The 25,026-nt window shown below is 53.7% G+C and carries 26 protein-coding genes and 1 other annotated feature; of the genes, 18 read left to right on the forward strand and 8 right to left on the reverse strand.

What is annotated here, in order from left to right; translation table 11 throughout:
- Positions 1–93 precede the first annotated feature (93 nt).
- Positions 94–2,769, reverse strand: a complete 2,676-nt coding sequence (gene adhE, locus ACLH1U_RS01690) for a bifunctional acetaldehyde-CoA/alcohol dehydrogenase (RefSeq protein ID WP_023290125.1) — start codon at positions 2,767–2,769, stop codon at positions 94–96.
- Between the two features lie 77 nt (positions 2,770–2,846).
- Here adhE and ACLH1U_RS01695 point away from each other — a divergent pair, with 77 nt between their 5' ends.
- The 8 genes from ACLH1U_RS01695 to ACLH1U_RS01730 all read left to right on the forward strand — a co-directional run bounded on the left by ACLH1U_RS01695 (position 2,847) and on the right by ACLH1U_RS01730 (position 11,109).
- On the forward strand, positions 2,847–3,062 hold the full coding sequence (locus tag ACLH1U_RS01695) for a hypothetical protein (RefSeq protein ID WP_072419976.1): 216 nt from the start codon (positions 2,847–2,849) through the stop codon (positions 3,060–3,062).
- A gap of 183 nt (positions 3,063–3,245) precedes the next feature.
- Positions 3,246–3,893, forward strand: coding sequence for a YchE family NAAT transporter (locus ACLH1U_RS01700; RefSeq protein WP_002910095.1), 648 nt, complete (start codon positions 3,246–3,248; stop codon positions 3,891–3,893).
- Positions 3,894–4,637: 744 nt separating this feature from the next.
- Positions 4,638–6,272 carry an oligopeptide ABC transporter substrate-binding protein OppA gene (oppA, locus tag ACLH1U_RS01705; RefSeq protein WP_023290124.1) on the forward strand — a complete coding sequence of 545 codons (1,635 nt, stop codon included), beginning with the start codon at positions 4,638–4,640 and terminating at the stop codon, positions 6,270–6,272.
- A gap of 85 nt (positions 6,273–6,357) precedes the next feature.
- Positions 6,358–7,278, forward strand: coding sequence for an oligopeptide ABC transporter permease OppB (oppB, locus tag ACLH1U_RS01710; RefSeq protein ID WP_002910089.1), 921 nt, complete (start codon positions 6,358–6,360; stop codon positions 7,276–7,278).
- A 14-nt stretch (positions 7,279–7,292) separates the two neighbouring features.
- A complete protein-coding gene (oppC, locus tag ACLH1U_RS01715) occupies positions 7,293–8,201 on the forward strand; it encodes an oligopeptide ABC transporter permease OppC (RefSeq protein ID WP_004145396.1) in 909 nt (302 codons plus the stop codon).
- 11 nt (positions 8,202–8,212) lie between these two features.
- Positions 8,213–9,226 (forward strand): ABC transporter ATP-binding protein, encoded by a 1,014-nt coding sequence (locus ACLH1U_RS01720; RefSeq protein ID WP_023290123.1) that lies wholly within the window; start codon positions 8,213–8,215, stop codon positions 9,224–9,226.
- Positions 9,223–10,227, forward strand: coding sequence for a murein tripeptide/oligopeptide ABC transporter ATP-binding protein OppF (oppF, locus tag ACLH1U_RS01725; RefSeq protein WP_002910083.1), 1,005 nt, complete (start codon positions 9,223–9,225; stop codon positions 10,225–10,227). The genes ACLH1U_RS01720 and oppF overlap by 4 nt, the downstream gene beginning before the upstream one ends.
- Positions 10,228–10,281: 54 nt before the next feature.
- The gene (locus ACLH1U_RS01730) at positions 10,282–11,109 is read left to right on the forward strand and encodes an ion transporter (protein WP_048297756.1); all 828 of its coding nucleotides are present in this window, start codon (positions 10,282–10,284) and stop codon (positions 11,107–11,109) included.
- 63 nt (positions 11,110–11,172) lie between these two features.
- On the opposite strand, the gene ACLH1U_RS01735 is transcribed toward ACLH1U_RS01730, so the two are convergent.
- On the reverse strand, positions 11,173–11,502 hold the full coding sequence (locus tag ACLH1U_RS01735; RefSeq protein WP_002910079.1) for an HI1450 family dsDNA-mimic protein: 330 nt from the start codon (positions 11,500–11,502) through the stop codon (positions 11,173–11,175).
- A 34-nt stretch (positions 11,503–11,536) separates the two neighbouring features.
- Complete coding sequence (cls, locus tag ACLH1U_RS01740) at positions 11,537–12,997, reverse strand: cardiolipin synthase (RefSeq protein WP_023290121.1); 1,461 nt, start codon at positions 12,995–12,997, stop codon at positions 11,537–11,539.
- Positions 12,998–13,140: 143 nt separating this feature from the next.
- Here cls and ACLH1U_RS01745 point away from each other — a divergent pair, with 143 nt between their 5' ends.
- The gene (locus tag ACLH1U_RS01745) at positions 13,141–13,314 is read left to right on the forward strand and encodes a YciY family protein (RefSeq protein ID WP_023290120.1); all 174 of its coding nucleotides are present in this window, start codon (positions 13,141–13,143) and stop codon (positions 13,312–13,314) included.
- A 277-nt stretch (positions 13,315–13,591) separates the two neighbouring features.
- On the opposite strand, the gene ACLH1U_RS01750 is transcribed toward ACLH1U_RS01745, so the two are convergent.
- Both ACLH1U_RS01750 and ACLH1U_RS01755 read right to left on the reverse strand, forming a co-directional pair.
- Complete coding sequence (locus ACLH1U_RS01750) at positions 13,592–14,239, reverse strand: YceI family protein (protein ID WP_074186092.1); 648 nt, start codon at positions 14,237–14,239, stop codon at positions 13,592–13,594.
- 684 nt (positions 14,240–14,923) lie between these two features.
- Entirely contained in the window at positions 14,924–15,220 is a 297-nt protein-coding gene (locus tag ACLH1U_RS01755; protein WP_002910042.1) for a YciI family protein, read from the reverse strand.
- A gap of 210 nt (positions 15,221–15,430) precedes the next feature.
- Here ACLH1U_RS01755 and tonB point away from each other — a divergent pair, with 210 nt between their 5' ends.
- A complete protein-coding gene (gene tonB, locus ACLH1U_RS01760; protein WP_032453270.1) occupies positions 15,431–16,177 on the forward strand; it encodes a TonB system transport protein TonB in 747 nt (248 codons plus the stop codon).
- Between the two features lie 43 nt (positions 16,178–16,220).
- On the opposite strand, the gene ACLH1U_RS01765 is transcribed toward tonB, so the two are convergent.
- The 3 genes from ACLH1U_RS01765 to pfkB all read right to left on the reverse strand — a co-directional run bounded on the left by ACLH1U_RS01765 (position 16,221) and on the right by pfkB (position 18,509).
- A complete protein-coding gene (locus ACLH1U_RS01765; RefSeq protein ID WP_065805457.1) occupies positions 16,221–17,093 on the reverse strand; it encodes a fructosamine kinase family protein in 873 nt (290 codons plus the stop codon).
- 105 nt (positions 17,094–17,198) lie between these two features.
- Positions 17,199–17,483 carry a type V toxin-antitoxin system endoribonuclease antitoxin GhoS gene (ghoS, locus tag ACLH1U_RS01770; RefSeq protein WP_023290116.1) on the reverse strand — a complete coding sequence of 95 codons (285 nt, stop codon included), beginning with the start codon at positions 17,481–17,483 and terminating at the stop codon, positions 17,199–17,201.
- A gap of 93 nt (positions 17,484–17,576) precedes the next feature.
- A complete protein-coding gene (pfkB, locus tag ACLH1U_RS01775) occupies positions 17,577–18,509 on the reverse strand; it encodes a 6-phosphofructokinase II (RefSeq protein WP_023290115.1) in 933 nt (310 codons plus the stop codon).
- 355 nt (positions 18,510–18,864) lie between these two features.
- On the opposite strand from pfkB, the gene ACLH1U_RS01780 reads away from it, so the two are divergent.
- From ACLH1U_RS01780 to pheS, 8 genes are all read left to right on the forward strand, one after another.
- Complete coding sequence (locus ACLH1U_RS01780; RefSeq protein WP_004203142.1) at positions 18,865–19,623, forward strand: YdiY family protein; 759 nt, start codon at positions 18,865–18,867, stop codon at positions 19,621–19,623.
- A 269-nt stretch (positions 19,624–19,892) separates the two neighbouring features.
- Positions 19,893–20,126 carry a hypothetical protein gene (locus ACLH1U_RS01785; protein ID WP_065805459.1) on the forward strand — a complete coding sequence of 78 codons (234 nt, stop codon included), beginning with the start codon at positions 19,893–19,895 and terminating at the stop codon, positions 20,124–20,126.
- Between the two features lie 431 nt (positions 20,127–20,557).
- A complete protein-coding gene (gene thrS / locus ACLH1U_RS01790; RefSeq protein WP_017900777.1) occupies positions 20,558–22,486 on the forward strand; it encodes a threonine--tRNA ligase in 1,929 nt (642 codons plus the stop codon).
- Between the two features lie 3 nt (positions 22,487–22,489).
- Complete coding sequence (infC, locus tag ACLH1U_RS01795) at positions 22,490–23,032, forward strand: translation initiation factor IF-3 (RefSeq protein ID WP_004189469.1); 543 nt, start codon at positions 22,490–22,492, stop codon at positions 23,030–23,032.
- A 91-nt stretch (positions 23,033–23,123) separates the two neighbouring features.
- Complete coding sequence (rpmI, locus tag ACLH1U_RS01800; RefSeq protein WP_001124225.1) at positions 23,124–23,321, forward strand: 50S ribosomal protein L35; 198 nt, start codon at positions 23,124–23,126, stop codon at positions 23,319–23,321.
- 50 nt (positions 23,322–23,371) lie between these two features.
- Complete coding sequence (gene rplT, locus ACLH1U_RS01805; RefSeq protein WP_000124850.1) at positions 23,372–23,728, forward strand: 50S ribosomal protein L20; 357 nt, start codon at positions 23,372–23,374, stop codon at positions 23,726–23,728.
- A gap of 118 nt (positions 23,729–23,846) precedes the next feature.
- Positions 23,847–23,971 (forward strand) — a sequence feature (Phe leader region).
- Positions 23,852–23,896: a pheST operon leader peptide PheM gene (gene pheM / locus ACLH1U_RS01810; protein WP_001386830.1), complete on the forward strand. Its 45-nt coding sequence runs from the start codon at positions 23,852–23,854 to the stop codon at positions 23,894–23,896. Its footprint overlaps the feature before it by 45 nt.
- Positions 23,972–24,034: 63 nt before the next feature.
- Positions 24,035–25,018: a phenylalanine--tRNA ligase subunit alpha gene (gene pheS, locus ACLH1U_RS01815; protein ID WP_002909105.1), complete on the forward strand. Its 984-nt coding sequence runs from the start codon at positions 24,035–24,037 to the stop codon at positions 25,016–25,018.
- Positions 25,019–25,026: the final 8 nt, after the last annotated feature.

Below are 25,026 nucleotides of genomic sequence, written 5' to 3' on the forward strand. Positions count from 1 at the left end.
CCGTTGGGCCAGCAGGCGTTAAAGCTTGGCTGTCGGTGGGCAAAAAAAAGCCCCGTCAGATGACGGGGCTTGCAGAACGTTTATGCTTGTCGATTAAGCGGATTTTTTCGCTTTTTTCTCAGCTTTCACCGGAGCTGCTTCGGCTTTCGCGGCTGCTTCGCCTTCGACGAACTCGCGACCGTAGTAGGTATCCAGCAGGATCTGTTTCAGCTCGGAGATCAGCGGGTAGCGCGGGTTAGCGCCGGTGCACTGGTCATCGAATGCATCTTCAGACAGCTTATCAACGTGGGCCAGGAAGTCAGCTTCCTGAACGCCAGCTTCGCGGATAGATTTCGGAATACCCAGCTCAGCTTTCACGCTTTCCAGCCATGCCAGCAGCTTCTCGATTTTCGCTGCGGTACGGTCGCCCGGTGCGGAGAGACCCAGGTGATCGGCGATTTCAGCGTAGCGACGGCGAGCCTGCGGACGGTCGTACTGGCTGAACGCAGTCTGCTTGGTCGGGTTGTCATTCGCGTTGTAGCGGATAACGTTGCAGATCAGCAGGGCGTTGGCCAGACCGTGCGGAATATGGAACTGGGAACCCAGTTTGTGCGCCATGGAGTGACACACGCCGAGGAAGGCGTTAGCAAACGCGATACCGGCGATGGTGGCGGCACTGTGTACGCGCTCGCGGGCAACCGGGTTCTTGGAACCTTCGTGGTAGGAAGCCGGCAGGTACTCTTTCAGCAGTTTCAGCGCCTGCAGAGCCTGGCCGTCAGAGAACTCAGAAGCCAGCACGGAAACGTAAGCTTCCAGGGCGTGGGTCACGGCATCCAGACCACCGAACGCACACAGCGATTTCGGCATATCCATCACCAGGTTGGCATCGACGATGGCCATATCCGGGGTCAGCGCGTAGTCTGCCAGCGGATATTTCTGACCTGTCGCATCATCGGTCACAACGGCGAACGGCGTAACTTCAGAACCGGTACCGGAGGTGGTAGTGATCGCCACCATCTTGGCTTTAACGCCCATTTTCGGGAACTTGTAGATACGTTTACGGATGTCCATAAAGCGCAGCGCCAGTTCTTCGAAGTGGGTTTCCGGATGTTCGTACATGACCCACATGATTTTTGCCGCATCCATCGGGGAACCGCCGCCCAGCGCGATGATCACGTCTGGTTTAAAGGAGTTCGCCAGGTCGGCGCCTTTGCGTACGATGGTCAGCGTCGGGTCAGCTTCAACTTCGAAGAAGACTTCAGTTTCAACACCCGCTGCTTTCAGTACGGAGGTGATCTGATCGGCATAGCCGTTGTTGAACAGGAAGCGGTCAGTCACGATCAGCGCGCGTTTGTGACCATCAGTAATCACTTCATCCAGTGCGATAGGCAGGGAGCCACGACGGAAGTAGATAGATTTCGGAAGTTTGTGCCACAACATGTTTTCAGCTCGCTTAGCAACGGTTTTCTTGTTGATCAGGTGTTTCGGACCAACGTTTTCAGAGATGGAGTTACCACCCCAGGAACCACAACCCAGAGTCAGGGAAGGAGCGAGTTTGAAGTTGTACAGGTCACCGATACCACCCTGAGAAGCCGGGGTGTTGATCAGGATACGCGCCGTTTTCATCATCTGGCCGAAGTAAGCCACGCGAGCCGGCTGGTTATCCTGGTCGGTGTACAGGCAAGAGGTATGACCGATACCGCCCATGGCGACCAGTTTTTCAGCTTTGGTCACGGCGTCTTCGAAATCTTTCGCACGGTACATCGCCAGCGTCGGAGACAGTTTTTCGTGAGCAAACGGCTCGCTTTCGTCAACGTCGGTGACTTCGCCAATCAGAATTTTAGTCGTGGCCGGTACGGTGAAGCCTGCCAGTTCAGCGATTTTCGCCGCAGGCTGACCAACGATAGCGGCGTTCAGCGCGCCATTTTTCAGGATAATGTCCTGAACGGCTTTCAGCTCTTTACCCTGCAGCAGGTAGCCGCCGTGGCTGGCGAAACGTTCGCGAACCGCGTCATAAACGGAATCAACCACCACAACGGACTGCTCAGAAGCACAGATAACGCCGTTATCGAAGGTTTTAGACATCAGAACGGAAGCAACGGCGCGTTTGATGTCAGCCGTTTCATCAATCACCACCGGGGTGTTACCGGCACCTACGCCGATAGCAGGTTTACCGGAGCTGTATGCTGCTTTCACCATGCCTGGACCACCGGTCGCAAGGATCAGGTTGATGTCCGGGTGGTGCATCAGGGCGTTAGACAGTTCAACAGACGGCTGATCGATCCAGCCAATCAGGTCTTTCGGCGCGCCGGCAGCGATGGCAGCCTGCAGAACGATGTCAGCCGCTTTGTTGGTGGCTTCTTTAGCACGCGGGTGCGGAGAGAAAATGATGGCGTTACGCGTCTTCAGGCTGATGAGCGATTTGAAGATGGCTGTTGAAGTCGGGTTAGTGGTCGGTACGATACCGCAGATGATGCCGATAGGTTCAGCGATAGTGATGGTACCAAAGGTGTCGTCTTCTGACAGGACGCCACAGGTTTTTTCGTCTTTATAAGCGTTGTAAATGTATTCGGAAGCGAAGTGGTTTTTGATCACTTTGTCTTCAACGATGCCCATGCCGGATTCGGCAACGGCCATTTTGGCGAGAGGGATTCGAGCATCTGCAGCGGCCAGCGCGGCGGCGCGGAAGATTTTGTCGACTTGTTCTTGAGTGAAACTGGCATATTCACGCTGGGCTTTCTTGACACGCTCAACAAGCGCGTTCAGTTCAGCGATATTAGTAACAGCCATAATGCTCTCCTGATAATGTTAAACTTTTTTAGTAAATCAGTCGCTCGATTCGACATTATAGACAGGCTGTAAACAGCTTGCATGTAAATGTTTATGTAGGAAAATCAGGACGCTGTTTTACCGATTTACTAAAAAAGCTTTCTCTTTATAACTTTCAGGTACTGCTGCCTTCCACTCTGTTGGTGTCATCAAGATTACTCACTTCTGAGTACAAATTACGTGATTTAGATCAAGTATTGGCACTGCTGATACCTTTCAGCTGGCTGCTTTTTGACCGGTTCGATCAAGTGTAATGGGAGGGTTTTGAAATTAAAAAAACGATTAGCATTAAAACTACAAATAGCTAACATTCGATACATATCACCGGGTTATGCATATTTATAATGAATATTGCATGCAAAAAGCGTATGTTTCGCGCAGTTATTTTATGCTGTTAACAGTCAACCGCCAATTTTGATGATGCTGCGGAGCCCATTGTGACTCAATCACTGTTCGATTTTTCTGCATATTTCAAGTTTTTCATCGGCTTATTTGCCCTGGTTAACCCGGTGGGCATTATTCCGGTATTCATTAGTATGACCAGCTACCAGCCGGCAGCAGTGCGCAATAAGACCAACCTGACCGCCAACCTGTCGGTGGCGATCATCCTCCTGACGTCACTGTTTCTCGGCGATGGCATTCTGCAGATTTTTGGTATCTCCATTGATTCCTTCCGTATCGCCGGCGGCATCCTGGTGGTGACCATCGCGATGTCGATGATCAGCGGTAAGCTCGGCGAAGATAAGCAGAACAAGCAGGAGAAGTCGGAGACGGCGGTAAGGGAGAGCATCGGCGTCGTTCCTCTCGCGCTACCGTTAATGGCCGGACCGGGGGCAATCAGTTCCACTATCGTATGGGGTACGCGGTATCACTCCTGGGTGCATCTCGTCGGTTTTTCACTGGCGATTGCGGTCTTTGCCCTCTGCTGCTGGGGGATTTTCCGCATGGCGCCATGGCTGGTGCGTCTGCTGGGGCAGACAGGGATTAACGTTATCACCCGTATTATGGGCCTGCTGCTGATGGCTCTCGGCATTGAGTTTATTGTGACGGGGATTAAAGCGCTCTTCCCGGGGCTGCTGAGTTAGTTCGTTGCCACGCAGGCGGGGAGGCTCCCTTCACGCCTGCGCGATTATTAGCAAAACCTATTAACCAGCGCGGAACCGGCGGTAGGAATACTATTTTGCGATATTGCTATTAATTTCATGTTTTTCATTAAGATATGAAATATTTCTCTTAACATTCCCCTCACGTCTCTACCTCCTGTGATGTTATTTTCTTCACATCATTCTCTGGCGCTTGCTGTCGGATCATCGAAATGATATTAGTAATTTTAACAAGGCTGCAGATGAATGTGCTAAAAAGTAATCTATTGTTAAATTTTTGTACAAAAAATCATCTCGCGGTCACTGCTCAGTATCATGACTGATGGAAATTTAGTAACTATATGATTAATAAAAACATTTTTCTGTCGGCATATTGTGGCAACCGCTAGTGACGCTGGCAAAGCCGGCAATAAAAGAGAATCCGGTAACATATTTGCAAATTGCATTGGCGGAGGTGTTTACCTTTTGGTACTTTCCGCCGTTATCGTCTGCTGAATTATGCGTGTAAATGAGAATCATTTTTAATCGTCTCATTGCGCCTGAACTGCCCTCCAGCGAGGGGGAACGAATCGACGTTAAGACTGCCGTTCGAGCGGTCGTAATAAATAAGTCGGTGATAGCAATCTGCCAATCGCAAACACTCCTGCGTTGGACAGATCCCGAAAACGGGGAAAAAAACAGGCTGGTTAAAAAACCAGTAATTATAATGACTGGAGTTACAACACAATGACCATCATCACTAAAAAACGTTTGATCGCCGCAGGAGTGCTATCCGCGCTCATGGCTGGCAATATGGCTATGGCAGCGGATGTCCCGGCCGGTGTGCAGCTTTCGGATAAGCAAACGCTGGTGCGAAATAGCGGCGCCGAGCCGCAATCGCTGGACCCGAATAAAATTGAAGGGGTGCCCGAGGCGAATATTAGCCGCGACTTGTTCGAAGGCTTGCTGAATACCTCGCCGAAAGATGGCCACCCGATCCCTGGTGTGGCAGAGAGCTGGGATAATAAAGATTTCAAAGTCTGGACCTTCCATCTGCGTAAAGATGCGAAATGGTCTAACGGCGAGCCGGTTACCGCCCAGGATTTCGTTTATAGCTGGCAGCGTCTGGTAGACCCGAAAACAGCGTCTCCTTATGCCAGCTACCCGCAGTATGGTCATATCCTCAACGTTGATGAAATCATTGACGGCAAGAAAGCCCCAGGCGAGCTGGGCGTAAAAGCCATTGACGACCATACGCTGGAAGTCACCCTCAGCGAGCCGGTACCCTATTTTTACAAACTGCTGGTTAACCCGGCGATGTCTCCTGTCTATAAACCAGCGATTGAAAAGTTTGGCGAGAAGTGGACGCAGCCTGGCAATATCGTCACCAACGGCGCCTACACCCTGAAAGACTGGGTGGTCAACGAACGTATCGTGATGGAGCGCAACCCGCATTACTGGGATAATGCCAAAACCGTTATCAACACCGTCACCTGGCTGCCGACCTCTTCTGAAGTGACCTATGTTAACCGTTATCGCAGCGGTGAACTGGATATGACCTATAACCAGCTGCCGATCGAGCTCTTCCAGAAACTGAAAAAAGAGATCCCGAACGAGCTGCACGTTGACCCGTATCTGTGTACTTATTACTACGAAATTAACAACCAGAAAGCGCCGTTCACCGACGTGCGCGTGCGTACCGCGCTGAAGCTGGGTCTGGATCGCGATATCATTGCCAATAAGGTGAAAGGACAGGGCGATCTGCCGGCCTACGGCTACACCCCGCCGTATACCGATGGCGCGAAGCTGACCGAGCCGGAATGGTTTACCTGGTCGCAGGAAAAACGGAATGAAGAAGCGAAAAAACTGCTGGCCGAAGCCGGCTATAGCGCCGATAAACCGTTGACCTTCAACCTGCTGTATAACACCTCTGATTTGCACAAGAAGCTGGCGATTGCCGCCGCCTCGCTGTGGCGTAAAAACCTGGGCATTGACGTGAAGCTGGTCAACCAGGAGTGGAAGACGTTCCTCGATACCCGTCATCAGGGCACCTATGACGTGGCGCGTGCGGGCTGGTGCGCTGACTATAACGAGCCAACCTCTTTCCTGAACACCATGCTTTCTGACAGCTCAATGAACACTGCGCACTATAAGAGCCCGGCGTTCGACAAAATTATGGCTGAATCCGTAAAAGCATCCGATGAAGCACAGCGCACGGCGGCCTATGCGAAAGCAGAGCAGCAGCTGGATAAAGACAGCGCGATCGTACCGGTCTATTACTATGTTAACGCCCGCCTGGTGAAACCGTGGGTCGGTGGCTACACCGGTAAAGACCCGATGGATAACGTCTATACAAAAGACCTTTACGTTATCAAACATTAATGGCAATACGTGGAGCGGGCCAGTGCTCGCTCCATCGTGTCTTATTTGAGAGCAGTGCAAAGGCACACGCCAGAAGGTACGGGCAATGTTAAAATTTATCTTACGTCGCTGTCTGGAAGCGATTCCGACGCTATTTATTCTTATTACCATCTCATTCTTCATGATGCGTTTGGCTCCGGGAAGTCCTTTTACCGGGGAACGCACGCTACCGCCGGAAGTCATGGCGAATATTGAAGCAAAATACCATTTAAACGACCCCATCATGACGCAGTACTTCAATTACCTGAAGCAGCTGGCGCATGGCGATTTTGGTCCCTCCTTTAAATACAAAGATTATTCGGTCAACGATCTGGTGGCGGCCAGCTTCCCGGTTTCAGCGAAACTGGGCTTCGCCGCCTTTTTGCTGGCGGTTGTGATCGGTGTCGCTGCGGGCGTTATTGCCGCTTTGAAGCAGAATACCCGCTGGGACTATGCGGTGATGGGGGTAGCCATGACCGGCGTGGTTATTCCGAGCTTTGTGGTGGCGCCTCTGCTGGTGATGATCTTTGCCATTACCCTGCACTGGTTGCCGGGCGGAGGCTGGAACGGCGGGGCGCTGAAATTTATGATCCTGCCGATGGTGGCGCTTTCCCTGGCCTATATCGCCAGTATCGCGCGTATTACCCGCGGCTCAATGATTGAAGTGCTGCACTCTAACTTTATCCGCACCGCGCGGGCGAAGGGGCTGCCGATGCGCCGCATTATTTTGCGCCATGCGCTGAAGCCGGCGCTACTGCCGGTGCTCTCCTATATGGGACCAGCTTTCGTGGGCATCATTACGGGCTCAATGGTCATTGAAACCATTTACGGCCTGCCGGGGATTGGCCAGCTGTTCGTTAACGGAGCGCTTAACCGTGACTACTCGCTGGTGCTCAGCCTGACGATCCTGGTTGGCGCCCTGACTATCCTGTTCAACGCCATCGTTGACGTGCTGTACGCCGTTATCGATCCGAAGATTCGCTACTGAAGCCGGAGTTCGCCATGATGTTAAGTAAGAAAAATAGCGAGGCGCTGGAAAACTTCAGTGAGAAGCTGGAAGTGGAGGGGCGTAGCCTCTGGCAGGATGCGCGTCGCCGCTTTATGCACAACCGCGCCGCGGTCACCAGCCTGATTATGCTGGTGCTTATTGCGCTGTTCGTGACCTTCGCGCCGATGGTGTCGTCATTCTCCTATTTCGACACCGACTGGGGCATGATGTCTAACGCCCCGGACATGGCCTCTGGCCACTACTTCGGGACCGACTCCTCCGGTCGCGATCTGCTGGTGCGCGTGGCGATCGGCGGGCGTATTTCGCTGATGGTCGGGGTGGCGGCGGCGCTGGTGGCGGTGATCCTCGGCACGCTGTACGGTTCGCTTTCCGGTTATCTCGGCGGCAAAGTGGATTCGGTGATGATGCGTCTGCTGGAGATCCTCAACTCCTTCCCGTTTATGTTCTTCGTTATCCTGCTGGTGACCTTTTTTGGCCAGAATATCCTGTTGATTTTTGTCGCTATCGGCATGGTCTCCTGGCTGGATATGGCGCGTATCGTACGCGGACAGACCTTGAGCCTGAAGCGCAAAGAGTTTATTGAGGCGGCGCAGGTCGGCGGGGTCTCCACAGCGAGCATCGTGCTGCGCCATATCGTTCCTAATGTGCTGGGCGTGGTGGTGGTGTACGCCTCGCTGCTGGTCCCCAGCATGATCCTCTTTGAATCCTTCCTCAGCTTCCTGGGGTTGGGGACGCAGGAGCCGCTCAGCAGCTGGGGGGCATTGCTCAGCGATGGCGCCAACTCAATGGAAGTCTCGCCCTGGCTGCTGCTGTTCCCGGCGGGTTTCCTGGTGGTGACCCTGTTCTGTTTCAACTTTATCGGCGATGGTCTGCGTGATGCCCTCGACCCGAAAGACCGCTAAGGAGCGCTGCCATGACCATGATTGAAACGGCAAAAGCGCCGCAAGCGCAGAGCCACAGCGGCCTGCTGCTGGACGTGAAAGATCTTCGCGTCACCTTTAAAACGCCGGATGGCGATGTCACCGCCGTCAATGATCTGAACTTCACCCTGCAGGCGGGGGAGACGCTCGGTATTGTCGGGGAGTCCGGCTCCGGTAAATCGCAGACCGCCTTCGCCCTGATGGGACTGCTGGCGGCCAACGGCCGAATCGGGGGTTCCGCCACCTTTAACGGTCGGCAAATCCTCAATTTGCCTGAGCGTGAGCTGAACAAACTGCGCGCCGAGCAAATCTCGATGATTTTCCAGGATCCGATGACCTCTCTGAACCCGTATATGCGGGTGGGCGAGCAGTTAATGGAAGTCCTGATGCTGCATAAAGGGCTGAGCAAAGCCGAAGCGTTTGAAGAATCGGTGAAGATGCTCGACGCGGTAAAAATGCCGGAAGCGCGCAAGCGCATGAAGATGTTCCCACATGAATTCTCCGGCGGGATGCGCCAGCGCGTGATGATTGCCATGGCGCTGCTCTGCCGGCCCCGGCTGCTGATTGCCGATGAGCCGACCACCGCCCTGGACGTCACCGTGCAGGCGCAGATCATGACGTTACTGAATGAGCTGAAACGCGAATTTAATACGGCCATCATTATGATCACCCATGACCTCGGAGTGGTGGCGGGGATCTGCGATAAAGTGCTGGTGATGTATGCGGGCCGCACCATGGAGTACGGTCAGGCGCGCGATGTCTTCTATCAGCCGTCTCACCCTTACTCTATTGGGCTGTTGAATGCGGTTCCTCGTCTGGATGCCGAAGGCGATGCGTTGTTGACCATTCCGGGCAACCCGCCAAACCTGCTGCGTTTGCCGAAGGGCTGCCCATTCCAGCCGCGCTGTCCGCACGCAATGGAACAGTGCAGCAGCGCGCCGCCGCTGGAGTCGTTCGCGCCAGGCCGCCTGCGCGCCTGCTTTAAACCGGTGGGGGAGCTGCTATGAACGCCGTAACTGAACAACGAAAAGTCCTGCTCGAAATTGCCGACCTGAAGGTGCATTTCGATATTAAAGATGGCAAACAGTGGTTCTGGCAGCCGTCGAAAACGCTGAAAGCCGTAGATGGCGTGACGCTGCGTCTCTATGAAGGTGAGACCCTCGGCGTGGTGGGGGAGTCCGGCTGCGGTAAATCGACTTTCGCCCGCGCCATTATTGGTCTGGTGAAGGCTACCGATGGCAAAGTGGCCTGGCTGGGTAAAGATCTGCTGGGCATGAAGCAGGAAGAGTGGCGCGACGTGCGCAGCGATATCCAGATGATCTTCCAGGATCCGCTGGCCTCGCTGAACCCGCGTATGACCATCGGAGAAATCATCGCTGAGCCGTTGCGTACCTATCATCCGAAGATGCCGCGTCAGGAAGTGCGCGATCGCGTGAAGGCGATGATGATGAAAGTCGGGCTGCTGCCTAACCTGATCAACCGCTATCCGCACGAGTTCTCTGGCGGTCAGTGTCAGCGCATCGGCATTGCGCGGGCGCTGATCCTCGAGCCGAAGCTGATTATCTGCGATGAGCCGGTGTCCGCGCTTGATGTGTCCATCCAGGCTCAGGTGGTCAACTTGCTGCAGCAGCTGCAGCGTGAAATGGGACTGTCGCTGATATTTATCGCCCACGATCTGGCGGTGGTTAAGCACATCTCCGATCGCGTACTGGTGATGTATCTGGGCCATGCGGTGGAGCTGGGAACCTACGATGAGGTGTACCATAATCCGCTACACCCCTATACCAAAGCGCTGATGTCGGCGGTGCCGATCCCCGATCCGGACCTCGAAAAAACGAAAACCATCCAGCTGCTGGAGGGCGAATTACCCTCGCCGATTAATCCGCCGTCGGGCTGTGTCTTCCGCACCCGCTGTCCGCTCGCCGGACCGGAGTGCGCCAAAACCCGCCCGGTGCTGGAGGGCAGTTTCCGCCATGCGGTTTCCTGCCTTAAGGTAGACCCGTTATAATCTCAGGGGCTGACGCAGGTCAGCCCTTTTTTTTGCGAGGTTAACGAAGTGGGTATGCTTTCTGCCGCTCGCCTGCGGCTTTATCATTTGCTTTTCGATCAAAACCGACGTTCCGGCCGCCGCTTCGAAGGGCTGTGCGGACTTTTCGCCTTGCTCAGCGTGGTGGTGATATTTGTCGAATCGGGGCTGGGCACGCAATATCATCTGACATTAGATGAATGGCATTTATTCGTCTGGCTGGAGCTGATGGTGACCGCGGTCTTTACCCTGGAGTATCTGCTGCGTATTGCGACATGGCCCAATCCGCTCCACTACATTTTCAGCTTCTGGGGGTTTATTGACTTAGCGACCATCCTGCCGCTATACGTGATGTGGCTGTGGCCGGAAATTAGCCTCAATTATGTTTTTGCCTGGCGGGCAATGCGGGCGATCCGCGCGTTGCGTATTCTCAAACTGTTGCGCTTTATGCCTTCGCTCAATGTGTTCTGGCGGGCGATTGTCAGCGCGCGCCATCAGCTGATCCTGTTCTATTCGTTTATCGCCATTGTGATGGTGATTTTCGGCTCGTTAATGTACCTGATAGAAGGGCCAGAGTATGGTTTTACCACGCTCAACGCTTCGGTCTATTGGGCCATTGTGACCATCACCACCGTCGGCTACGGGGATATTACGCCGCACACGCCGCTGGGCCGCATCCTGGCCTCCATTCTCATCCTGATCGGCTACTCCATTATTGCCATTCCGACCGGGCTTATCACCACCCATATGACCAGCGCCCTGAACCGGCGGCGCCAGCAGCGGGTATGCCCGCAGTGCCAGCAGGGCGACCATGACGATAACGCCCGGTTTTGCCACGCCTGCGGTCATGTCTTACCGAAGTAAACTCTCGGCATAAAAAAAGCCTGCCGGGTGGAACGCGGCAGGCTTTTCACTGACGGGTCAGCGTTATTCACGCCACAGAATATGACACAGCTTGTGATCTTTCTCGCGGCACAGCAGCACGCGGGCGAAGATATCATTGATTTCCCCGCCGTCGGTATCCGCCAGGCCAATCACCACTTCGGCGAAGAAATCCGGGTTCAGATCGTAATCCACATGCTCTTCCCAGTCTGCGGATGGGTCGAACAGCTCGGCGCCGCCGCGCTCCTCAAACTGCAGGTTAAACAGAATGATGTCCGCCGGGTCGAGGTTATCGGCCGCCAGTTCGAGGAAGATGTCGTATGCCTGCTCAAGCGTTTCGTCTTCGGTCAGGCGGTTGTTTAAATCCATATCCATGATTGCTACTCATTCGGTATCTGATGGGCACGTTTTACAGCAACGGGCTGAAGAAGTAAAACAGTCGCTCGGCGATCCGCTGCCACAGCGGACGTTTTAACCAGAGACGGGCGTCCAGCAGGCGCGAGCGCGAGATATAGTCATCCTGAACCGCCGCCAGATCGCTGCCGAAGCCGGCGTCATCAATGACCAGCGTGATTTCAAAATTGAGCCACAGGCTGCGCATATCCAGATTCACGGTTCCCACCAGGCTCAGTTCGCCATCGACCAGCACGCTCTTGGTATGCAACAGGCCGCCTTCAAACTGGTAAATCTTCACCCCTGCCGCCAGCAGCTCGGTGAAAAAGGCCCGGCTGGCCCAGCCCACCAGCAGCGAATCGTTCTTGCGCGGTAAAATAATACTCACGTCCACGCCGCGCTGGGCGGCGGTACAGATCGCGTGCAGCAGGTCGTCGCTGGGTACGAAGTAGGGCGTGGTCATGATCAAATGCTCTTTCGCCGCGTAGGCGGCGGTGAGCAGCGCCTGATGGATCAGATCTTCCGGAAAGCCCGGACCGGAGGCGATCGTGTGGATGGTATGCCCACTGGCCTCTTCAAACGGCATGATATTGACGTCCGGCGGCGGTGGCAGAATACGCTTTCCGGTCTCGATCTCCCAGTCACAGGAGTAGACGATGCCCATCGAGGTCGCCACTGGGCCTTCCATGCGCGCCATCAGGTCAATCCACTGCCCGACCCCCGAGTCCTGCTTAAAGTAGCGGGGATCGACCAGATTCATGCTGCCGGTGTAGGCGATATAGTTATCGATCATCACCATTTTACGATGTTGGCGCAGGTCCATCCGGCGCAGAAACACACGCATCAGATTGACCTTGAGAGCCTCGACCACTTCAATGCCGGCGTTACGCATCATCGCCGCCCATGGGCTACGGAAAAAGGCCACACTGCCCGCGGAGTCGAGCATTAACCGGCAGTGAACCCCGCGACGGGCGGCGGCCATTAGCGATTCGGCGACGCTGTCGGCCATACCGCCTGGCTGCCAGATATAGAAGACCATCTCTATGTTATGGCGAGCCAGTTGAATATCGCGGATCAGGGCCTGCATGACGTCGTCAGATTCCGTCAGCAGCTGCAGCTGGTTGCCTTTTACGCCGCCAATGCCCTGGCGCCGTTCGCAAAGCTTGAACAGGGACTCGGCCACCGGGCTGTTATCTTCGGCAAAGATATGTTTGCAGGCTTTGAGGTCGTTTAACCATTTGGCCGTGGAAGGCCACATCGCCCTCGCGCGTTCTGCCCGCCGCTTGCCAAGATGCAGCTCGCCAAAGGAGAGATAGGCGATGATCCCCACCAGCGGCAGGATATAAATGATCAATAACCATGCCATGGCGGACGGCACAGCGCGGCGTTTCATTAGAATTCGTAATGTTACACCGGCGATCAACAGCCAGTACCCCAGAATGACCAGCCAGTTCACCACCGTGTAAAAGGTTGTCATAGATGTAAAATCCTTTTGAATGACGTTATGTGATGAGTTTACGCATCAGTATTTTTCTGGCAAATAAAAACGCAGCGAAAGCGGTGGTCAGTCGCCGGCAGAGGTTTATAATGGGGGCTGTTTTCACTCGTAGAGTCGTTGCAATGAAGCGTAGTAGAACGGAAGTAGGGCGCTGGCGCATGCTGAGACAGGTGAATCGCCGTAAAGCGCGCTGGCTGGAAGCCCAATCACGCCGCAATATGCGGATCCTCGCTATCAGGAAGGGACTGGTGAAACGGCAGCGTCATGCTCTGCTGTTTATCTTCCCCGACTGTTAAACGAGCAGAACAACGGCACCGAATGCGGTGCCGTTGTCGTTTTCCCGCTCTGCGCGGCATTCCCTTTTAACATCGCCAGATCGCCTATTGAAGTATCTATGCGATGCCTGTCAGGGTATGACGGGGGATTATCGACAGAACGCCTTTTTCCGCAACAGGTATTCACCGCCGTGTAGAAGTCCGGACAGGGCGTGGGGTCGTCGATCGTTTTTCAATGTCATGCTCACTATCAGGATATCCACCCTGAATAAAACGCACCGCTTTTGCGGGCGGTAATTTATTTGGCATAGGCTTCCGTGGATAACGTGATAGTCACGTTATCACTCACCGCCGGAACATATTTATCAAGCTTGAAGTCTGAACGTTTTATTACCCCTGTGGCATCAAAACCAATGGCCTGTTTTTTCACCATCGGATGCATATCCTGTTTATTCAAAGTGGCATGCAATACAACCGGTTTGGTGATGCCCTTAATGGTCAGGTTACCTTCAACATCATATTTATTGCCGCCTTTACTTTCCACTCGGGTGCTCTGAAAAGTGGCCTCAGGATACGTGTTGACATCGAAGTACTCTTTGCCTAAAAACTCATCCGTTAACGCTTTGACATGCGTGTCAATGGTTTTGACTGGCAGCGTGACGTGCACAGAGGATTGCTCCGGGTTGTCTTTGTCAAAAGACAGTTTACCTGAAACATCAGAGATATACGCTGTAGGGTTAGAGAAGCCAAAATGGTTCCAGGCAATAACAACGGAAGTATGCTGCGGATCCAGACTATATTCTGTCGCTGCGGCTTGTGACACAGGAATATATAAGGCAAGCAGAGAAAGCAATGCGGTTTTTTTCAGGGTATTCACACAAAAATCCTCATAAGCGTCAGGTACATAAATGGTAGCCCAAAAAAATGCGGCACTTATTGAAAACATTTGTTATTCCCGTTCAATTTTTTTAATCAACCTAAAATCACCCTACAATTACTCTGCGTGAAGTTTACCCAGCGAAATTAATCGACTTTAAAAAATGATCATCTGCAACGTAAATCTGGTTGCGTAGTTTTATACGTTCATTCCATATTGATATGTGCCTGTATCAGCGCACTCCATTTATTTTCAGACGCTTTCAAGCCACCGCGTTTCTGAATGCAGTAAGATGGTGATATGGGGTCCCATACCTACGGAACGGGATATGCATGCTTATTTACTCCAGGCCTTTATATCTGTTGATCAGCATCTATCTCTCTTTAACGATCTTCTTTCAATTGTGTTTTGGATTTACCGGGCGATGTCAGGATGTGCTGGCTTGTAAAGCAAGCGCTAAATCCAATGCAAGACCTCTGTTGCAGACTGATTCAATACATTAGCAATTCAAAATCATGCCCGGCGTCGACGTTTGGTCAGCATTTTCTATGGCCGCAGAAGGCGAGGTGAGGGTCGATGATGTCGTCGAAGGAGAAGGGATGTGCTCATCTTCATGGCGTCTCCGGCGGATAACAGACAACGCTTGCGTGCGGTTAAAAAGGGCGACATTTTAATGTGATGTAGCAAAATGCGCCCTTTCATCTGATGGCCTGGTGCGTTGTTGTTAACCAGAAAAATCGAAGGGAATATTTTTCAAAACACTTTTTTGTACGGCTTCACCGAGACCTGGCGGTAGACGCCGGCGGCGATATACGGATCGTCATTAGCCCAGGCCTGAGCCGCTTCCAGCGATTCAAACTCAGCGATCACCGTTGAGCCGCTGAATCCGGCTGCGCCCGGTTCGTTGCTGTCAACGGCCGGCATTGGCCCGGCGGTAAGCAGCCGACCTTCATCATGTAAAAGTTGTAGACGCGCAAGGTGCGCGGGGCGAACCGAGAGCCGCTTTTCCAGAGAATCGGCGATATCTTCAGCGTAGATAACGTAAAGCACGGCAAAGCTCCTTATCATTAAACAGGCGAATTACGTTAAGTTAAACGACGATGGACTGCAATGCAAAGATGCGCCCCGGCGTCGAATGCCCCGCTGACGCGGCTTTTTTCCGCAAATGGTGGCAAAAATTGACTCAGGTTAAGACGGCTTATTGAATATGATTGCTATTTGCATTTAAAATCGGAGCATCATTTTTCAACAGAAACGACTATGAGCGCAATGACCCTTGATTTACCTCGCCGCTTCCCGTGGCCAACGCTGTTATCCGTGGCTATCCACGGTGCCGTTGTGGCGGGGCTGCTTTATACCTCGGTACATCAGGTTATTGAACAGCCTTCCCCGACGCAGCCGATAGAGATCACGATGGTGGCGCCGGCCGATCTTGAGCCGCCCCCGGCGGCGCAACCCGTCGTGCAGCCCGTTGTTGAACCTGAACCGGAGCCGGAGCCTGAGGTGGTCCCGGAGCCGCCGAAAGAGGCGCCGGTGGTGATCCATAAACCAGAACCTAAGCCGAAGCCCAAACCTAAACCGAAGCCCAGGCCGGAGAAAAAGGTTGAGCAGCCGAAGCGGGACGTCAAACCGGCCGCGGAGCCGCGTCCGGCTTCACCGTTTGAAAACAACAATACGACGCCAGCGCGCACCGCGCCGAGCACCTCCACCGCAGCGGCCAAACCCACCGTCACTGCCCCGAGCGGCCCGCGGGCGATCAGCCGCGTTCAGCCGACCTATCCGGCGCGCGCTCAGGCGCTGCGCATTGAAGGAACGGTGCGGGTGAAGTTTGACGTCACGCCTGATGGCCGAATTGATAATCTGCAGATCCTCTCCGCCCAGCCGGCGAATATGTTTGAGCGCGAGGTGAAAAGCGCGATGCGCAGATGGCGTTACGAGCAGGCAAAACCGGGAACCGGCGTGACGATGACCATTAAATTCCGTCTCAACGGCGTCGAGATTAACTGATAATGCAGGGCGGCGGACCGGGGAGGTCCGCCGTAAACCTTGTCTAACGCGTTTTTTCCATCAAGACATCGTCCAGCGCCTGCTGGACCGTCACCAGGTGCTGGCCACCGAACAATATCGCCCGGTTCAGCAGGGTATAAAGCTGGTAGATCGGCTGACGCTCGAGAAAACCAGCCGGCAGCGGTGAGACGGACTGATAGCCGTCATAGATCTGCGGAGGTTGTTCCGGGTGCATCGGCAGCATAGCTAAATCACATTCGCGATCGCCCCAGTAGCAGGCCGGGTCGAAGATGTAGGGGCCATCCGGCCCTAAGGCGCAGTTGCCGGACCACAGGTCCCCGTGTAGCAGCGAAGGTTGCGGCTGATGGTTGGCCAGCCGCTGCTGTACCACATCGACTAAGGTATCGATATCGCCAAAGCGCAACCCTTTCTCCGCCGCCAGCTCCAGCTGCCAGCCGATACGTTGCTCGGCGAAAAACACCGACCAGCGACGTTGCCAGGCGTTGGGCTGCGGCGTGGTGGAAAGATCGTTATCAAAATCCAGACCGAACTGCGGCTGATCGCTCCACTGATGCAGGTGGGCTAACTGCTGGCCAAGCAGGAAAGCGTTATGCGCATCCAGCGGACGGGGAGGGAGGTATTCCATGACCACGAAGCTGTAGTCGCGATCGCTGCCGACGGCAAATACCTGCGGTACGCGAACGGTTTTGCTTCGCGACAGCAGCTCCAGCTGATCGGCCTCGGCGGTGAAGATAGGCAGGAGTTCCCGTTCGTCGCATTTCACGAAGTAATCTTTGCCGCCGAAACGCAAATGCCAGGCGGAATGGATCTCTCCGCCGGGCAGCTCGGTTTTCAGTTCGATTTCAGCGTCTTCGGTATGCCAATCGCGTAAAAGAGTACTGATTGCTTGCCACATGCTGTCTCTCCCCATGTTTTCCACCATATCATAAGGTTAGCGCATTACTACCGGGTAAACCTGGAACTGACGCACAACTGACGCTTTACGTTGCGCTAAACGCACTTATTGAGCTTTTAACCATTCAGCGAATGTGCTGACGGCGATCTCCGCAGGGCGGCCAAGGGCCGCTTCCGCCAGTCCGGCGCTAAGGGCCTTCACTTCCTCGGCTGCCTGGGCGCTCAGCAGGCCAAAGGTATTGGTGCCCAGCTCATGGGGAGTGCCCTCTTCATCATTGAGCGTCAGTACAAACCCTGCCCGGGTAAAATGGTTGCTGACCTCATTGATCTCCGTTAGCGCCTGTTCGTGGAAGTTCACGCTGACGACCCAGGCGGTAATATCATTGCTCATTTCTACACCCCGTTGTTATGCATGGCCTTTCCAGCATAGACCATCCTGCAAATATCGTGGTTCCCCTCCGCCAGCGCGGAGGGGCAGGGGAGATCAACGCCCGCAGAGATAATCGTAGATTTTTTGCGTATTGGCCTGCGAGCAGAGGCGGGTGCCCTGGTTGATGGTCGCGGCGCTACCGGCGGCAACGCCAAAGCGTACCATGTCTTCGAGGCTGGCGTTCTCCGCCAGACGTAAGGTCATGGCGCCCACCATGCTGTCGCCGGCGCCGACGGTGCTCTGGCTTTTCATTGGCGGCGGCACCACCTGAACACTGCCGCTGGCGTCAACCCCCAACGCCCCCTGCGGACCAAGGGAGACCACCACCCGGCGAACTTTACCGGACTGGATCAACGACTGAGCGGCAAGGCGAACGTCATCGGGCTGGCTCAGATCGCGCTGCACGAGGGCGCTGAGCTCTTTCTGGTTTGGCTTCACTAATTCAATATTGCCGACGTCCAGCGCGGCGGCCAGCGCGTCGCCGGAGCTGTCGATAATGCAGCGCAGGCCCTGCTGTTGCGCATGCTTAACCAGCTGCATCAGATTTTCGACGCTGATACCTGGCGGCAGACTGCCGCTGATCACTAGCAGAGAGCCGGGATCGATGGTCAGGACTTTCTCTTCCAGACGGCGGAATTCATCGTCTGTCAGCGCGGCGCCGGGCATCACAAAGCGATACTGTTCGCCGCTGGCGGCTACGTGAACGTGCAGGTTCTGTCGCGTCCAGTCGCGGGTTTCGACGGTCTCGACCGGCACCTGCTCATCGGCCAGCAGGGCGGCAAGATGCTCGCCGGTGGCGCCGCCAATAGGGAAAATGGCGGTAGCTTTCCCGCCGAGAAAGGTCACGGCGCGGGCGACGTTGATCCCGCCGCCGCCGGGTTCAAATACCGGCGCGCTGCAGCGGAGTTTCCCTTCCGGGTAGATCTGCGGGGTCTGGGTGGCGCTATCCAGCGAGGGGGCCAGCGTGAGCGTATAAATTTTGGTCATTCCTTCTCCTCCTTAATACGGCGACTGTACTTTATTTAAGCATGGCACGATGATCCAGGGAGGGAAAGTGCTGTCCCTGAGAGATTTGCAAAGAAGCCTGTATTTTCATTATGAAATAAAGATTGTTTCCGGAGCTGTCTTATTCAAAAAACGAAAGAGTAAGTGATTGCTATGTTATTCGTGCTTTTTTATAATTTGCTACCTTTCTTAGGACCTGCACTCCGCGATCCTCGCGAAAGTTTCCGGGACCCACAGGTCTCTTTTATGTTGTACGGACGCTAAATTCAATGAGCCGGCAAAGTGACGCCTGTTCATCATTTGTACTGTCCTAAAAAATGTATTTTAGAGAGTTATAATGAAGCTTTTAAAGACAGTACCCGCAGCGGTCATGCTGGCGGGGGGGCTTTTTGCGTCTGTTGGCGCAATGGCCGATGATTCTGTATTTACCGTCATGGATGACCCTTCCGCTGCCAAAAAACCGTTCGAAGGAGTGGTCAACGCAGGTTACCTGGCGCAGTCCGGCAACACCAAGAACTCCTCAATGACGGCCGATTCCACCCTGACCTGGTATGGCAATACCACCGCCTGGTCGCTGTGGGGCAACGCCAGCAACACCTCGTCCAACGATGAACGCTCCTCAGAGAAATATGCTGTCGGTGGCCGTAGCCGCTATAACCTGACCGATATGAACTACGTCTTTGGGCAGGGCAGTTGGCTAACCGACCGCTACAACGGCTATCAGCAGCGCGATGTTCTGACGGCGGGCTATGGTCGTCAAATCCTCAACGGACCGGTGCATAGCCTGCGGTTCGAATTTGGTCCTGGCGTCCGCTATGACGAATACACCGACGGGGATACCGACACTCAGCCGCTGGGTTACGCCTCCGGAACCTGGGCCTGGCAGATGACCGACAACGCCAAATTTACTCAAGGGGTATCGGTGTTTGGCGCCGAGGACACCACGGTCAACTCAGAGAGCGCGTTAAACGTGGCGATTAACGCCCACTTTGCGCTGAAAGTGGCGTACAACGTCACCTGGAACTCGGAGCCGCCTGCGTCTGCGCCGGAGCATACCGATCGCCGGACCTCGCTCTCCCTCGGGTATAAGATGTAATATTTTCAGGCCGGGTTTCCCGGCCTGATCGTTTTAGATTTAGCAATAAGTGACATTATTTTTTCTGGCAATTCGTTTTAGTTTTTATAAAAAGAAACGGGCCTCCATCTTTTCTCCATTATTCTCCGTTTGCTGACAAATATTCATTCTATTTGACACGAAAAGCTAAATATTCGACGGACAAATATGTGATCTGGATCTATACTAAGAGTCACTGACCGAATGGCGACATTGTTCGGTCCGTCTTCCGAAATAAGAGAATAAACATCATGAAAAACAGCCAATTTACCATCGCAGCCCTGGCGCTGTGCGTGCTTTCCTTTGGCGCATCAGCCGCCACGCCAGTTCCGCCGTCGGGTAACCAGGACCATGCACAGGTAGGTATCGCCAAAGCAACCGACGTTGAGGCCGGTTCGAATATTGCCCCCGGTTCCCATAGCACCGGACAATCCATGAGCGATGCCTTTAATGTGCATACGCTGGTAGCAGGCGAGTGGTCTTAATATCGCAGGCTACTGCTTCACGGGCAGACTATTAAGCCGGGTAGAGTGGTACCGGTTTAACGACCCGCGCTAAACATCACGCAGGCAATATCAAGGCGTCTCTTTTAGTTTGTCCGCATAATATCATCCGGCTTCGCTGGTGATTATTTTCGCGTCTTCCTGGCGGATATTCTGCTTTTATCCGCGCGGCTCTTGTTTTCTCCACATTCCGCCATCATTTATGCTATTACGGCTTTAATCACGTACCAATGATGTGTAAACTACTCCCCGGTGTTATCAGCAGGCGGCAGCAGGCGGGAACGATCGCTCCGGTCGTGCTCCTCTTTTCGCAGAGTGAAGCGGGAACTGCGCCTTAACCTGATGATAATGATGATTATATAGTTTTGTATGTGCTCTTTCGTGCGGGGCACCACTGCAAATAAGGACATAAAATGCCTGTAATTACGCTTCCTGATGGCAGCCAACGCCATTTTGATCACGCTGTCAGCCCGATGGACGTCGCGCTGGATATCGGCCCGGGCCTGGCGAAAGCCACCATCGCCGGGCGGGTAAACGGTGAACTGGTAGACGCCTGCGACCCGATTGAAACTGATTCCACCCTCTCTATTATCACAGCTAAAGATGAAGAAGGGCTGGAGATCATTCGTCACTCCTGCGCGCACCTGTTAGGTCATGCCATCAAGCAGCTGTGGCCCAACACCAAAATGGCTATCGGTCCGGTTGTTGATAATGGCTTCTACTATGACGTAGACCTCGACCATACCCTGACTCAGGAAGATATCGACGCGCTCGAAAAACGTATGCATGAGCTCGCCGAGAAAAACTACGATGTCATCAAGAAGAAAGTGAGCTGGCACGAAGCGCGTGAAACCTTCGTGAAGCGCGGCGAAAGCTATAAAGTTTCTATTCTTGACGAAAACATTGCCCATGATGACAAGCCTGGCTTGTATCATCATGAAGAATATATCGATATGTGCCGCGGTCCGCACGTGCCGAACATGCGCTTCTGCCATCACTTCAAGCTGATGAAAACCGCCGGTGCCTACTGGCGCGGCGACAGCAACAATAAAATGTTGCAGCGTATCTACGGTACCGCGTGGGCAGATAAAAAAGCGTTGAATGCTTATCTGCAGCGTCTGGAAGAAGCCGCCAAGCGCGACCACCGTAAAATCGGTAAGCAGCTCGACCTGTATCATATGCAGGAAGAGGCGCCTGGGATGGTGTTCTGGCACAACGACGGCTGGACTATCTTCCGTGAACTGGAAACCTTTGTCCGTTCGAAACTGAAAGAGTATCAGTACCAGGAAGTCAAAGGTCCGTTCATGATGGACCGTGTGCTGTGGGAAAAAACCGGCCATTGGGACAACTACAAAGATGCGATGTTCACCACCTCTTCTGAGAACCGTGAATACTGCATTAAGCCGATGAACTGCCCGGGCCACGTGCAGATCTTCAACCAGGGGCTGAAATCCTACCGCGATCTGCCGCTGCGTATGGCGGAGTTTGGTAGCTGCCACCGTAACGAACCATCAGGCGCGCTGCACGGTCTGATGCGCGTTCGCGGCTTTACCCAGGATGATGCGCATATCTTCTGTACTGAAGATCAGGTTCGCGATGAAGTGAACGCCTGTATTCGTATGGTTTATGATATGTACAGCACCTTTGGCTTCGAGAAGATCGTTGTCAAACTGTCGACTCGCCCGGAAAAACGTATCGGCAGCGACGAGACCTGGGATCGCGCGGAAGCGGATCTGGCGGTGGCGCTGGAAGAAAATAATATCCCATTTGAATATCAACTGGGTGAAGGGGCGTTCTACGGCCCGAAAATTGAATTTACCCTGTATGACTGCCTCGATCGTGCATGGCAGTGCGGTACGGTACAGCTGGACTTCTCTCTGCCGCAGCGTTTAAGCGCCTCCTATGTGGGCGAAAACAACGAGCGTCAGGTGCCGGTCATGATCCACCGTGCGATTCTCGGTTCTCTGGAGCGCTTCATTGGCATCCTGACCGAAGAGTTCGCTGGCTTCTTCCCAACCTGGATTGCACCAGTGCAGGTGGTGGTCATGAATATCACCGATTCTCAGGCTGAATACGTTAACGAATTGACGCGTAAACTACAAAATGCGGGCATTCGTGTAAAAGCAGACTTGAGAAATGAGAAGATTGGCTTTAAAATCCGCGAGCACACTTTACGTCGTGTCCCGTATATGTTGGTCTGTGGCGACAAAGAAGTCGAAGCCGGCAAAGTGGCCGTGCGCACCCGTCGCGGGAAAGACCTCGGCAGCATGGACGTAAATGAAGTGATCGAGAAGCTGCAACAAGAGATTCGCAGCCGCAGTCTTCAACAACTGGAGGAATAAGGTATTAAAGGCGGAAAACGAGTTCAAACGGCACGTCCGAATCGTATCAATGGCGAGATTCGCGCCCAGGAAGTTCGCTTAACAGGTCTGGAAGGTGAGCAGCTGGGTATTGTGAGTCTGAGAGAAGCTATCGAAAAGGCTGAAGAGGCTGGAGTAGATTTAGTTGAAATCAGCCCTAACGCCGAGCCGCCAGTTTGTCGTATCATGGACTACGGCAAGTTCCTTTATGAAAAGAGTAAGTCTTCTAAGGAACAGAAGAAGAAGCAGAAAGTTATCCAGGTTAAGGAAATTAAATTCCGCCCTGGTACTGATGAAGGTGACTATCAGGTAAAACTCCGCAGCCTGATTCGCTTTCTCGAAGATGGCGATAAGGCCAAAATCACGCTGCGTTTCCGCGGTCGTGAGATGGCCCACCAGCAGATCGGTATGGAAGTGCTTAACCGCGTGAAAGACGATCTGGTTGAACTGGCAGTAGTCGAATCCTTCCCAACGAAGATCGAAGGCCGCCAGATGATCATGGTGCTCGCTCCTAAGAAGAAACAGTAAGGCCATCAAGAAACATTCCGGTGGGCTTCGGCTCACTGGTTTTGTTCGCCTTTGTTTCGTTTATTAACAATGCGAAGTGGAAGTTATTAAAATGCCAAAAATTAAGACCGTACGCGGTGCTGCTAAGCGCTTCAAAAAAACCGGTAAAGGTGGTTTTAAGCACAAGCACGCTAACCTGCGTCACATTCTGACTAAAAAAGCTACCAAGCGTAAACGTCACCTGCGTCCGAAAGCCATGGTTTCCAAAGGCGATCTGGGCCTGGTTATCGCGTGCCTGCCGTACGCATAAGTCGTTAACGTTTAACTTTTTTAACTTAGAATAGATACAGGAGAGCACACATGGCTCGCGTAAAACGTGGTGTAATTGCACGTGCACGTCACAAGAAAATTTTGAAACAAGCTAAAGGCTACTACGGTGCGCGTTCTCGCGTATACCGCGTTGCCTTCCAGGCTGTTATCAAAGCTGGTCAGTACGCTTACCGTGACCGTCGTCAACGTAAACGTCAGTTCCGTCAACTGTGGATTGCACGTATCAACGCAGCAGCACGTCAGAACGGTATTTCTTACAGCAAATTCATCAATGGCCTGAAAAAAGCCTCTGTTGAAATCGACCGTAAGATCCTGGCTGACATCGCCGTATTCGACAAAGTAGCGTTCACCGCTCTGGTCGAAAAAGCGAAAGCAGCTCTGGCATAAGCCAGTTGAAAGAGGGAGCTTGTCTCCCTCTTTTCGTTTCAACACCATCAATACATTGACTTTTATCGGCGCAGGCTTTTCAATACAGGTCTGACGTTTCTTACCAGACAAGGTAATGCAAGCATGAATGCTGCTATTTTCCGCTTCTTTTTTTACTTTAGCACCTGAACTCAGGAGGCTAGCGCGTGAAAGAAGAAACGGAAAACAGCGCCAGAAAGCCTCCCCTGTGGAGGCTTTTTTCGTATATGGATTCGGAATATTAATTTCACTATAACCGGTGTCTGCACCGACATAATGAGGAAAACCATGTCACATCTCGCAGAGCTGGTTGCCAGTGCCAAGGCAGCCATTAACGAGGCATCAGATGTTGCTGCGCTGGACAACGTCCGCGTGGAATACCTGGGTAAGAAAGGGCATCTGACCCTGCAAATGACCACCCTGCGTGAGTTGCCGCCGGAAGAGCGTCCGGCAGCCGGTGCGGTCATCAACGAAGCGAAAGAGCAGGTACAGCAGGCGCTGAACGCGCGCAAAGCCGAACTGGAAGGCGCGGCGCTGAATGCTCGTCTGGCTGCAGAGACCATCGACGTTTCGCTGCCGGGCCGCCGCATTGAGAATGGCGGTCTGCATCCGGTCACCCGCACCATCGACCGTATTGAAAGTTTCTTCGGTGAGCTCGGCTTTACCGTGGCGACGGGCCCGGAAATCGAAGATGATTACCACAACTTCGATGCGCTGAATATCCCTGGCCACCATCCGGCGCGCGCTGACCACGACACTTTCTGGTTCGATGCCACTCGCCTGCTGCGCACCCAGACCTCCGGTGTGCAGATCCGCACCATGGAAAACCAGCAGCCGCCCATCCGTATTATCGCGCCGGGCCGCGTCTATCGTAACGACTACGATCAGACCCACACCCCGATGTTCCACCAGATGGAAGGTCTGATCGTTGATAAAAACATCAGCTTCACCAACCTGAAAGGAACCCTGCACGACTTCCTGAACAACTTCTTTGAAGAAGATCTGCAGGTACGCTTCCGTCCGTCCTACTTCCCGTTCACCGAGCCGTCCGCGGAAGTTGACGTGATGGGTAAAAACGGCAAATGGCTGGAAGTGCTGGGCTGCGGGATGGTGCACCCGAACGTGCTGCGCAACGTGGGTATCGATCCGGAAGTGTACTCCGGCTTCGCCTTCGGCATGGGCATGGAGCGTCTGACCATGCTGCGCTATGGCGTCACCGATCTGCGCGCGTTCTTCGAAAACGATCTGCGTTTCCTCAAACAGTTTAAATAAGGGCAGGA

The organism is Klebsiella sp. 1SOBk5mer (assembly GCF_046603115.1).
GTDB lineage: Bacteria > Pseudomonadota > Gammaproteobacteria > Enterobacterales > Enterobacteriaceae > Klebsiella > Klebsiella quasipneumoniae.

What these genes read in the sequence shown, in the direction of transcription:
- ghoS (WP_023290116.1), bottom strand. Translation starts at nt 17,483, where the DNA reads ATGAGCAATGATATTACCGCCTGGGTCGTCAGCGTGAACTTCCACGAA.
- ACLH1U_RS01730 (WP_048297756.1), top strand. Translation starts at nt 10,282, where the DNA reads ATGCTTTCTGCCGCTCGCCTGCGGCTTTATCATTTGCTTTTCGATCAA.
- tonB (WP_032453270.1), top strand. Translation starts at nt 15,431, where the DNA reads ATGAGCGCAATGACCCTTGATTTACCTCGCCGCTTCCCGTGGCCAACG.
- pfkB (WP_023290115.1), bottom strand. Translation starts at nt 18,509, where the DNA reads ATGACCAAAATTTATACGCTCACGCTGGCCCCCTCGCTGGATAGCGCC.
- ACLH1U_RS01780 (WP_004203142.1), top strand. Translation starts at nt 18,865, where the DNA reads ATGAAGCTTTTAAAGACAGTACCCGCAGCGGTCATGCTGGCGGGGGGG.
- oppF (WP_002910083.1), top strand. Translation starts at nt 9,223, where the DNA reads ATGAACGCCGTAACTGAACAACGAAAAGTCCTGCTCGAAATTGCCGAC.
- cls (WP_023290121.1), bottom strand. Translation starts at nt 12,997, where the DNA reads ATGACAACCTTTTACACGGTGGTGAACTGGCTGGTCATTCTGGGGTAC.
- oppC (WP_004145396.1), top strand. Translation starts at nt 7,293, where the DNA reads ATGATGTTAAGTAAGAAAAATAGCGAGGCGCTGGAAAACTTCAGTGAG.
- thrS (WP_017900777.1), top strand. Translation starts at nt 20,558, where the DNA reads ATGCCTGTAATTACGCTTCCTGATGGCAGCCAACGCCATTTTGATCAC.
- pheS (WP_002909105.1), top strand. Translation starts at nt 24,035, where the DNA reads ATGTCACATCTCGCAGAGCTGGTTGCCAGTGCCAAGGCAGCCATTAAC.
- ACLH1U_RS01745 (WP_023290120.1), top strand. Translation starts at nt 13,141, where the DNA reads ATGAAGCGTAGTAGAACGGAAGTAGGGCGCTGGCGCATGCTGAGACAG.
- rpmI (WP_001124225.1), top strand. Translation starts at nt 23,124, where the DNA reads ATGCCAAAAATTAAGACCGTACGCGGTGCTGCTAAGCGCTTCAAAAAA.
- adhE (WP_023290125.1), bottom strand. Translation starts at nt 2,769, where the DNA reads ATGGCTGTTACTAATATCGCTGAACTGAACGCGCTTGTTGAGCGTGTC.
- oppB (WP_002910089.1), top strand. Translation starts at nt 6,358, where the DNA reads ATGTTAAAATTTATCTTACGTCGCTGTCTGGAAGCGATTCCGACGCTA.
- rplT (WP_000124850.1), top strand. Translation starts at nt 23,372, where the DNA reads ATGGCTCGCGTAAAACGTGGTGTAATTGCACGTGCACGTCACAAGAAA.
- oppA (WP_023290124.1), top strand. Translation starts at nt 4,638, where the DNA reads ATGACCATCATCACTAAAAAACGTTTGATCGCCGCAGGAGTGCTATCC.
- ACLH1U_RS01785 (WP_065805459.1), top strand. Translation starts at nt 19,893, where the DNA reads ATGAAAAACAGCCAATTTACCATCGCAGCCCTGGCGCTGTGCGTGCTT.
- ACLH1U_RS01720 (WP_023290123.1), top strand. Translation starts at nt 8,213, where the DNA reads ATGACCATGATTGAAACGGCAAAAGCGCCGCAAGCGCAGAGCCACAGC.
- ACLH1U_RS01735 (WP_002910079.1), bottom strand. Translation starts at nt 11,502, where the DNA reads ATGGATATGGATTTAAACAACCGCCTGACCGAAGACGAAACGCTTGAG.
- ACLH1U_RS01750 (WP_074186092.1), bottom strand. Translation starts at nt 14,239, where the DNA reads ATGTTTTCAATAAGTGCCGCATTTTTTTGGGCTACCATTTATGTACCT.
- ACLH1U_RS01765 (WP_065805457.1), bottom strand. Translation starts at nt 17,093, where the DNA reads ATGTGGCAAGCAATCAGTACTCTTTTACGCGATTGGCATACCGAAGAC.